This is a genomic window from Paenibacillus residui (assembly GCF_042677205.1).
In the GTDB taxonomy this organism is placed as follows: domain Bacteria; phylum Bacillota; class Bacilli; order Paenibacillales; family NBRC-103111; genus Paenibacillus_L; species Paenibacillus_L residui.
Map to the genome: position 1 here is coordinate 1 of NZ_JBHTIU010000080.1, position 8,455 is coordinate 8,455.

11 protein-coding genes are annotated in these 8,455 nt (G+C 44.9%); 6 read left to right on the forward strand and 5 right to left on the reverse strand.

What is annotated here, in order from left to right; all coding sequences use genetic code 11:
• Positions 1-194: 194 nt before the first annotated feature.
• Positions 195-578, reverse strand: a complete 384-nt coding sequence (locus tag ACFQ03_RS19690) for a DUF4183 domain-containing protein (RefSeq protein WP_379290358.1) — start codon at positions 576-578, stop codon at positions 195-197.
• A 179-nt stretch (positions 579-757) separates the two neighbouring features.
• Here ACFQ03_RS19690 and ACFQ03_RS19695 point away from each other — a divergent pair, with 179 nt between their 5' ends.
• Both ACFQ03_RS19695 and ACFQ03_RS19700 read left to right on the forward strand, forming a co-directional pair.
• Positions 758-1,066, forward strand: coding sequence for an MGMT family protein (locus ACFQ03_RS19695; RefSeq protein WP_379290360.1), 309 nt, complete (start codon positions 758-760; stop codon positions 1,064-1,066).
• 104 nt (positions 1,067-1,170) lie between these two features.
• Positions 1,171-1,689: a shikimate kinase gene (locus ACFQ03_RS19700; protein WP_379290362.1), complete on the forward strand. Its 519-nt coding sequence runs from the start codon at positions 1,171-1,173 to the stop codon at positions 1,687-1,689.
• Positions 1,690-1,812: 123 nt separating this feature from the next.
• Here ACFQ03_RS19700 and ACFQ03_RS19705 read toward each other — a convergent pair whose 3' ends face one another.
• Both ACFQ03_RS19705 and ACFQ03_RS19710 read right to left on the reverse strand, forming a co-directional pair.
• On the reverse strand, positions 1,813-3,402 hold the full coding sequence (locus tag ACFQ03_RS19705; protein WP_379290364.1) for a M56 family metallopeptidase: 1,590 nt from the start codon (positions 3,400-3,402) through the stop codon (positions 1,813-1,815).
• Entirely contained in the window at positions 3,395-3,790 is a 396-nt protein-coding gene (locus ACFQ03_RS19710) for a BlaI/MecI/CopY family transcriptional regulator (protein ID WP_379290366.1), read from the reverse strand. The genes ACFQ03_RS19705 and ACFQ03_RS19710 overlap by 8 nt, the downstream gene beginning before the upstream one ends.
• A gap of 654 nt (positions 3,791-4,444) precedes the next feature.
• On the opposite strand from ACFQ03_RS19710, the gene ACFQ03_RS19715 reads away from it, so the two are divergent.
• The 4 genes from ACFQ03_RS19715 to ACFQ03_RS19730 all read left to right on the forward strand — a co-directional run bounded on the left by ACFQ03_RS19715 (position 4,445) and on the right by ACFQ03_RS19730 (position 7,085).
• Positions 4,445-4,720, forward strand: coding sequence for a hypothetical protein (locus ACFQ03_RS19715; RefSeq protein WP_379290368.1), 276 nt, complete (start codon positions 4,445-4,447; stop codon positions 4,718-4,720).
• A 462-nt stretch (positions 4,721-5,182) separates the two neighbouring features.
• Positions 5,183-5,620 (forward strand): helix-turn-helix domain-containing protein, encoded by a 438-nt coding sequence (locus tag ACFQ03_RS19720; protein ID WP_379290370.1) that lies wholly within the window; start codon positions 5,183-5,185, stop codon positions 5,618-5,620.
• Positions 5,617-6,351, forward strand: coding sequence for an ABC transporter ATP-binding protein (locus tag ACFQ03_RS19725; RefSeq protein WP_379290372.1), 735 nt, complete (start codon positions 5,617-5,619; stop codon positions 6,349-6,351). Before ACFQ03_RS19720 ends, ACFQ03_RS19725 begins: the two co-directional genes overlap by 4 nt.
• Entirely contained in the window at positions 6,348-7,085 is a 738-nt protein-coding gene (locus ACFQ03_RS19730; RefSeq protein ID WP_379290374.1) for an ABC transporter permease, read from the forward strand. Before ACFQ03_RS19725 ends, ACFQ03_RS19730 begins: the two co-directional genes overlap by 4 nt.
• 80 nt (positions 7,086-7,165) lie before the next feature.
• Here the strand turns inward: ACFQ03_RS19730 and ACFQ03_RS19735 are convergent, their stop codons facing one another.
• Together ACFQ03_RS19735 and ACFQ03_RS19740 are read right to left on the reverse strand one after the other, a co-directional pair.
• Complete coding sequence (locus ACFQ03_RS19735; protein WP_379290376.1) at positions 7,166-8,137, reverse strand: hypothetical protein; 972 nt, start codon at positions 8,135-8,137, stop codon at positions 7,166-7,168.
• Entirely contained in the window at positions 8,130-8,390 is a 261-nt protein-coding gene (locus ACFQ03_RS19740) for a sigma-70 family RNA polymerase sigma factor (protein ID WP_379290378.1), read from the reverse strand. The genes ACFQ03_RS19735 and ACFQ03_RS19740 overlap by 8 nt, the downstream gene beginning before the upstream one ends.
• Positions 8,391-8,455: the final 65 nt, after the last annotated feature.

Genomic DNA, 8,455 nt, shown 5'->3' on the forward strand with positions numbered 1-8,455 from the left:
CGCTACGACTTTAGTCGTCGACATTTATGTCTAAATCCACCTGCTTTGAGCAGGTGGTAGTTTAAGCCGGAGAGTCGTTGTTGCATCGGAGCCGGGATGGGGGAAAACCTGAAAATAGAAAGCCGGTCAACCACAGAAATACGATTGTCCGGCACAGTTAAAATTCCGATATTCATGCTTGGTGTTTGCTCACATCATGTATTAACTGTTGTAGTGGAGGATGGGGTAAAGTTTATAACCTCCAATACGATCGGCGTATTCGCCAAAATAGGTTCGCTCCCGGCGGGTACGGCTATTGCCAGCGACCCAACCGTTGTGGCGCCAGGGGTATAGGTCGCAATGCCCTGCATTTGCAATACCCCATTAACGTAAACATTAAACATACTGTTGCCGGCGGCCAGCGCAGGCAGATCGGTGGATGCGGCACCGGTATCATCGAAAAAATCGGCGGTATCAATAGTTAGTGTGGCACCCGCCGCCGTTTCGCCGGCAGTGACATGGAAAAATTTCTCCGGAGTCGGAACCGTATTTGTCGTAGTCGTTGCCGTAACAAGTAATTTCATAAGCTGTAAAGCCATAGCATACATAACCTCCTTTTTGGCAATAGACTCGATATACTATATTCGATTTAATAGAAAATGGCAGGGTGAAATAAAAGGTTCATATAACTATTTTAATACCGGGTTTCTATTATTCAGGTTTAAATAAAGCGAGCAAGAAAGATATAAATGAAGTGCAGCAGGAAGGAAGAACGGCGATGAACACATTTACGAAAAATGTCATTGAAATCATCCAAACGATTCCTGAAGGGAAAGTGATGACGTACGGCCAGATTGCAGCAATGGCGGGTAGCCCCCGTGGCGCACGGCAGGTCGTGAGGATCCTGCATTCCATGAGCAGGAAGTACAGGCTGTGTTGGCATCGTGTATTGAATGCGCAAGGGAAAATCAGCATCAAGAACGAGGAGGCTTATCAGTTACAAATGTTGCTGCTGCAGAATGAAGGTGTGGCCGTAACGCATGATGGCTATGTCAATCTTGAACAATACCGCGCCAATGGCATCTGACTGGAGACTAAAACAGGGCAAGCAAGGTTAAGGAAGAGGAAGAAGGGGAGGGGTTTGCCATAAAGAAATTTGTCTTAATCTTTGGACCGCAAGCTGTCGGCAAGATGACCGTAGGACAGGAGCTCGAGAAGATAACCGGGCTGAAGCTTTTTCATAATCATATGAGTATTGAAATGGTCGCCCCCTTTTTTAGTTATGGTACCGAACCTGGCAAAAGGCTGGTCAGGCTGTTTCGCCGGGCGATCTTTGAAGAAGTGGCTAATAGCGAATTGGAAGGGTTGATCTTTACATATCTTTGGTCATTTGATAGCCAGGCGGATTGGGACTATGTAGAGAGTGTTTGTCAAATATTCGAAGCTAAGGGTGGCGAGGTTTACTTTGTTGAACTGGAGGCCGAACTGGAGATAAGGCTGGAACGCAACATAAGCCCTCACAGGCTTAAGCATAAGCCTACTAAAAGAAATATCGAATTCTCTGAAACGGATCTGAAAAGCAAGATGGCCCGAAACCGGCTAAACTCTTATAATGGGGAAATAAAAAGAGAGAATTATATAAGAATCAATAACTCCACCTTGAGCCCGGAACATGTCGCAGGTCTGATTAAGCAGAGGTTTGAATTGTAGTTGGATTTATAACGGCCGAGAAACGGAATTAGACCAACCAGCGGCAGTCCGGGACTTGATTTGCTTATCCAGGACCGCCGCTATAGGATAACAGCATGTCGATTACGCCTTCCACATCTTCATTCAGGGGCGAGGCCGCTGCATGCTGTTGAGATTTGCCGAGTAGCGAACGGTCACCGTAGCATGAGATTCGTCATTCAAGGAGAGTTTCACAATGATGTCAAGAGAAGTATAACCCGTATCTCCGATTAAAGTGTTCAAAACCTCAGGATCGACCTCGATGTGCCATTCCTCCATATATTCGGGCGAAGGAAAGGGTCCGCCGGTCGGCAGCTCGGTCAATTTATCCAGCCGGTTAGGATGGCCCTCTATCGTGTCGGGTTGGCCGTGCAGTTTGGCCAGTTCATCTCTAAGCGCTTTGCTGACAGCAAAGGCATCCTGATGATTGTCGAACCGGTATTGTAAGTACATCAACAATTCATTGTAGAATCCCATCAGCAATCGGCTCGAGTGGCCATGTACTTTCACAGGCTGCTTTAACAGGTAGCTCGTGTTGTTGGGGATTAAATTGGACTCCTCAAAATCATTGTCCGCATCAAGGGATAGGGCCTTGAACACATCTTGTTCCGCTGAACCGAATAAAGCATACAGCCCGGCAAAGCTGTCTTTACCTTTACTTTGAGACGTTGAGCCTTGGCAAGAAACCAAGGTGCCTCCGGCAAGGATCATGATCAATAGGAGGCAGGAAACCCAGGCCGCCGATTTTTTGGGCTGATTTTGAAAAATCAATTTAAACCGCTCTTTCATGACGCGATCCCCTCCAAGGAAAGAAGTAGATAAAGAAGGCCCTTTATTAACACTATTTCTCATATAATGGATGATGGTGTCGGCATAAAGCTGTCTGGTGCGAACATCGGCATGTTTAATCACGTGATTGTCGCATATTTTTTCCAGATCATCATAGGCCATGCGGATCATCCAATGGACGAACGGGTTGAACCAGTGCAGGGCAGAGACCCATGACATAAGTGCCATGAACCACAAATCTTTCCTCTTGGCATGCGTCAGTTCGTGCCGCAGGATCAGCTCAAGCTGATCATCCGTCAGGCGCGTATCCGGCAGCAGGATGGCAGGACGAATAAAGCCGATCAGCATCGGACTGCTGGCGAGCCGGCATTGATACAGACCGATGCGCCGACTTACACCCATATCCGCCTTCAGTGCAGACATTATCGCAAGCTCGCGTGGACCAACTGGCTGCGAGCAAGCCTTTAAATTTCGCAAGGCAAGACGATACTGAATAATCCTCCAGCCTAAATAGCTTGCTGCGCCCAACAGCCATATCCAGGACAGCAAAGTCGGAATATCCGGAAGATAACCGGAAGTGGGGGTATCCGTATTTACGGCGGACCACGATTCGTCAATCGGACCGGTTTCCGTTGACCCCGCAGATGAAGGCGCATTCACGGTTGACGGGCCGGCATTGGGCGCAAGCTGATCCGCTACGATGTTCGGGAGCGTTATCACAGGGATGGCCTGCGGCACCTGCCAGAATGGAAGCGCCAGGCGCAGACCCAGGACAAGCCATATCCAGTAGCGCCATTGCGGGCGATACCGATGGCCGGTCAATCTTCCGATCCCTGCTGCCAACAGGATGGTAACGACTGCGAAGGCCGATGTTTCAATGATGATTGCAAACCAGGTATTAATCATCCTCTTTACCCGCATTCCGGACGATTTCCGACAATTCGTCCAGTGACTCTCTACTAATTTTCCGTCCGCCTGTCAGTGCCGCAAACAGGCTTTTGTAGGAGTTGCGATGGAAGCGGCTGAAGAAGCTCTGAGTTTCCTGCCGGGTGTACGAATGCCGGTCAATTAAAGGATAGTAGAGCTTCAGTCTGCCTTCATTTTTGAAGTCAATGTAGCCCCGCTGCTGCAGGCGCGTCAACAGGGATTGCAGGGTAGAAATGTTCCAATCCTTTCCTTGCTCCTCGTGAAGTCTGGACAAGATCGCAGACGTTTTGAGCGGTTGCTCTGACTGCCAGATGATATCCATAACGTCATACTCGGCATCCGGCAGTCGTTCAAAAGATGGCTTCATTGGGGGAATCCCTCCGTTCAGTTGATGTGGAACTTGCCATTGGAGGCTTTCGATTCATTGCGGACAGGGCGTACAAACTGGATGATTGTACTAGTGAAAAGTCCAAATGTTATAGCATCAAATCAACCGGCAATGGATAACCGTGAAGCTGGTAACGGACCTGGGGAGGCTCTCGATTCATTGTGGGAAAGGCGTTCAACAGGATGTTGAAATAGTGAAAAGTCAACAGTGAAAACGTAACGGATCTGTAAGACCCTATTTCGTCAAAATAGGCGGTTTTTTTAGACTAACGGACCCAGACGCCCTTATTTCATTGAAATCCTCATACTTTCGTCTGCATTTCTTGGAATAAGGTCATCCGATTCCGTTAAAGTTACCGAATGGCCCTTCTGGAACGATTAAGGTCTCTGGGTTCCGTTATAGCCAATCCTTGCAGCATTTTTCCACATGAACTTAGTTTGTACTCCATTATTCGACAGCCAACCTGGATCATCTAGCGTGTTGTTATGCGTTCAGTATAGCATGCGAAAGAAATTTCGTCTACAAATGTAGATCAAATTTCTTAAAAATGGGCGGAAGATGAAACTACACATAAAATGGATGTGAATATATGAAAAATGATGAACTTCCCCGCAGATATGAGGTTCAACAAGTATGCTTGACGGGTGGAAAATGGATTCGGAAGCAAGGGCGAAGGGGGCTGGAGTAAACAACACTATCTGGCAAGTGGGGAAGGAAGCTTGGCTGGCCAGGTACAATAAAGCGGAAGCGAATCGAGTCATTCGCGAATTAGTGTTATATGAATATTTGTCCATAATTCAAGACAGACATTCAGGAACGATGATATTTGTCCCGGAATTGATAGTGCCGCTTGACGGAACCGGTGAAGCTTTGCCGACTTGGGCGTCTAACTGGATTTCATACAGCTAGATTTGCTCCTCTGGAGCGAAAGACGTAATCTAAGTGGAAAAACTACAGCTAGTTTGGGCAAAAAGGGTGATATCAGCAAAATAACTCGATTCTAACTGGAGTTTTTCCATTTACTTCAATCACTTTCTGCCATTCGCACGAATTTACCTACATAAATTACAGTTAAATCGTTTTTACCATAGACCCTCATGCCTCGAGAAATCGCAAGTATTCCTTCGGCAAAGTATTTAACTTTGCAGATCATGAAGAAAACTACTTTGCTGTCATGGAAAAAAGTGAATCACAAATACAGGTTTCCTCAAACCAAGCTTTGGGGATTTTTTGTTGGTCCGGTTATGTTTTTGGGAATGAAAAAAATCCACACTAAACAAAATGTAAACTTAAGATAACGTCATATGTTATTTTGAGTTGGTGGATATATGGAAAAAGTTCAATAGAATGATATAAGGGGTGTGACAAAATATGATAAATATGAATTTGAAAAAAATGCGGAAAATAATGAGATACACACAAGAAGAAGTGGCCGATAAAATCGGTGTTTCAAGGCAAGCCGTAGCGAAATGGGAGTCCGGGGAAACCATGCCGGATATCCATAATTGCAAGGCTTTGGCGGAATTATATGGAGTGGCATTAGATGATCTTGTGAATGACACGAATGATAAGCAAGAAATTGGTATTAAACCAAAAGGAAAGCACATATTCGGGCTGGTAAAGGTTGGGGAGCGAGGGCAAATTGTCATTCCCAAAAAAGCTAGAGAGGTATTTAGCATTGCGCCGGGAGACAGATTACTTGTTTTAGGCGATGAAGCACAAGGGATTGCCATCGTAAAGAACGAGAGCTTCCTGCAGCTTGCTGAGGATATATTTAAGGCACAGGAATACGAGGAGGAAGAGGAATGATAGCTATCCAAACCAATAATTTAACCAAGAAATTTGAAAAAAAGATTGCCGTGCATTCTCTCGATCTTTCTATTGAACAAGGTGAGCTTTTTGCTTTACTCGGAGTAAATGGTGCAGGTAAAACGACAACGATCAAGATGTTGACCTGCCTCAGCAGCCCTACAAGCGGAGATGCAACTCTCCTCGGCAACAGTATTGTCTCCAATCCTCATGGAGTAAAAGAATTGATTAATGTTTCACCACAGGAAACGGCTGTAGCCCCTAATTTAACCGTCCGGGAGAATCTTGAATTAATTGCCCAAATATACGGGTTCGACAAGAAAACGGTTGAAATAAGAGTGGAAGAGATGCTTCGCACTTTTAGCCTTACGGAAGTATCCAACAATAAAGCAAAAACTTTATCCGGGGGAATGCAAAGACGGCTTAGTATTGCCATGGCACTTATTACGAATCCCCAAATCTTATTCCTGGATGAACCTACACTAGGCTTGGATGTCATCGCAAGAAGGGAACTATGGAATGCAGTTAAGAAACTAAAGGGAAGTATTACCATTATTCTCACGACCCATTATATGGACGAAGCAGAAGTACTTTCGGATCGAATAGGAATTATGGCGAAAGGAAGATTGAAGGCCGTTGGAACGGTAGCTGAATTGATGGCAAAGACGAACACCGAGTCGCTGGAGGAAGCCTTTGTTTCGTTAGCTACTAAAGAGGAGGTAGAGAGATGAAATCGCTGGCCTTTGCTGCCCGTAACCACAAAGAAATTATTAGAGATCCATTAAATTTGGCATTTGGTATAGGGTTCCCGTTAGTTATATTATTATTGTTAACTACTATTCAAGCGAATGTTCCAACCGAGTTATTTGTCATTGATAAGCTTATTCCCGGTATAGCCGTTTTCGGTCTTTCTTTCATCTCGCTATTCTCCGGAATGCTTATAGCTAAAGATAGAAGCACCTCATTTTTGATGCGATTGTTCACGGCACCTCTATCTGCCTCTGATTACATTGTAGGATATATAGTGCCGCTAGTCCCCATGGCCATTGTTCAAATTATGATTAGCTTTACCACAGCACTTTTCTTGGGATTGCCGATCAATGCCAATGTTTTACTTTCTATTATTGTGCTTCTGCCAATCTCCTTATTATTTATAGGAATAGGACTGTTAACAGGCAGCATATTTAACGACAAGCAGGTGGGTGGTATTTGCGGAGCGCTGCTGACTAATCTTAGCGCTTGGTTAAGCGGTACATGGTTCGACTTGAATCTGGTAGGGGGCTGGTTTAAAGAGATTGCCTATGCGCTTCCATTTGCTCATGCAGTAGACGCGAGCAGAGCTGCTCTATCCGGGGATTATGCTTCAATTTTACCGCATATGTGGTGGGTTGTTGGATATATGGTTGTTGTCATAGTTATTGCCGTTTTTGCTTTTAAAAAGAAAATGAATGGGGAAAGCGCGTGATGAAAGAAGAGAAGCGGTAAACGGTTTTATCGGCGGAAACACTTTCAGGCGGCTGACGATCAGTCGGCCGCCTTGTGAATTTAATCGTCCTTCACCATGGACAATAATATTTGTTCCATTTGCTCTTTGGGCAATAGGTCTGCAATCATAACAATTTCGTATGATTTACTGCTGTCGCTTTCCGGAACTCGGATCCTCATCCCTTGAACGTTAGAATCTTTATACCAAGCAAATTCAAGCTGATAACCATCCACGGTATAGGATTCAATATGATCAAATGCCCACTTGGCAAATTCGTTGTCGTTTATCGGCTGCTGGACAGTTCTGAAACCAAATTCGCCATTTCTATATTCCATATTTCTATAATCCAATGCAACAAAAGGACGGGTCGCTCTAAACATCTCTTTCGGATTGATCTCTTCCGATATTAATTGATGGCCGTCGGGAACATAGGCGGGTCGACGGACGGGATAGCCCGCCAGTTGACTGGCTTCCTCCATAGTCATCTTCGTTCTCTCAACAATCTGGTTGTTGAAGCGTTCAATTTCTGCAATCGCCGCCTGGTATTCCTTCTGTTCTTCCTCCGATAAAACCTCAGGGTTTCTTTCCTTAGCTCCATCTGCCGCAACTGCCATTTGTTCGGCATAATGCTCGAGCTTGGCGAGCAGTTCTTTATATTGAGCAAATTCGCTGTCGGATAACGCTAGCTTGGCAGTCTGCAAGTCTTCTTCAATATTCTGTATATCCACCTCGGTAAGTTGAGGGTCTACTATTTTTAACTTTTCTTTCGAGCCGAAGATCTGACTGATTAGAGTTTCTACTGCGTTTTGTGCAGCGGTTACTATGCGCGAACCTCCCTCGGTCATTAGCAATGTTCCCCCCAAAATCAAGCAAGCAGCAGCGGCGATAAAGCTTTTCTTCATTCGTTTAATTGGTTTTGCGTTCTCAATCTCAATTTCCTCCTTTGCTTTCATCACACCAAGTATGCTCCGCTCATGCAGCTCATCGGGGAGTTCAATCTGGTCCAATAATTGTTTTATTTGATTACTCATAAATCTCCGCCTCCTTCGTTTGTTCACGGAGCTTTTGTAGAGCCCGATAAAAAATCGATTTTGCAGTTCCTAAAGGAATATGTAACACTTCCGATATTTCCTTAAAAGTATAGTCATTATAAAATCTTAACAGGATAACACTTTTTTCTTCCTCATTCAGCGTATCTAACAGTTGTTGGAGCGATAGCGAGAGAGGAAGGTCCTCCTCATTTGAACCAATAAACTCTTCATATTCCGTTTTAAAGTGAACCACTATAGTGGCACAAGAAGTCAAGACAGTTTTTTTTAATTTTTAAGGTGTGAAATCATTCACGAAGC

Excerpts from the sequence above, each read along its gene's own strand:
- ACFQ03_RS19725 (WP_379290372.1), top strand. The coding sequence starts at position 5,617 with ATGATAGCTATCCAAACCAATAATTTAACCAAGAAATTTGAAAAAAAG.
- ACFQ03_RS19730 (WP_379290374.1), top strand. The coding sequence starts at position 6,348 with ATGAAATCGCTGGCCTTTGCTGCCCGTAACCACAAAGAAATTATTAGA.
- ACFQ03_RS19690 (WP_379290358.1), bottom strand. The coding sequence starts at position 578 with ATGGCTTTACAGCTTATGAAATTACTTGTTACGGCAACGACTACGACA.
- ACFQ03_RS19720 (WP_379290370.1), top strand. The coding sequence starts at position 5,183 with ATGATAAATATGAATTTGAAAAAAATGCGGAAAATAATGAGATACACA.
- ACFQ03_RS19700 (WP_379290362.1), top strand. The coding sequence starts at position 1,171 with ATGACCGTAGGACAGGAGCTCGAGAAGATAACCGGGCTGAAGCTTTTT.
- ACFQ03_RS19715 (WP_379290368.1), top strand. The coding sequence starts at position 4,445 with ATGCTTGACGGGTGGAAAATGGATTCGGAAGCAAGGGCGAAGGGGGCT.
- ACFQ03_RS19695 (WP_379290360.1), top strand. The coding sequence starts at position 758 with ATGAACACATTTACGAAAAATGTCATTGAAATCATCCAAACGATTCCT.
- ACFQ03_RS19705 (WP_379290364.1), bottom strand. The coding sequence starts at position 3,402 with ATGATTAATACCTGGTTTGCAATCATCATTGAAACATCGGCCTTCGCA.
- ACFQ03_RS19735 (WP_379290376.1), bottom strand. The coding sequence starts at position 8,137 with ATGAGTAATCAAATAAAACAATTATTGGACCAGATTGAACTCCCCGAT.
- ACFQ03_RS19710 (WP_379290366.1), bottom strand. The coding sequence starts at position 3,790 with ATGAAGCCATCTTTTGAACGACTGCCGGATGCCGAGTATGACGTTATG.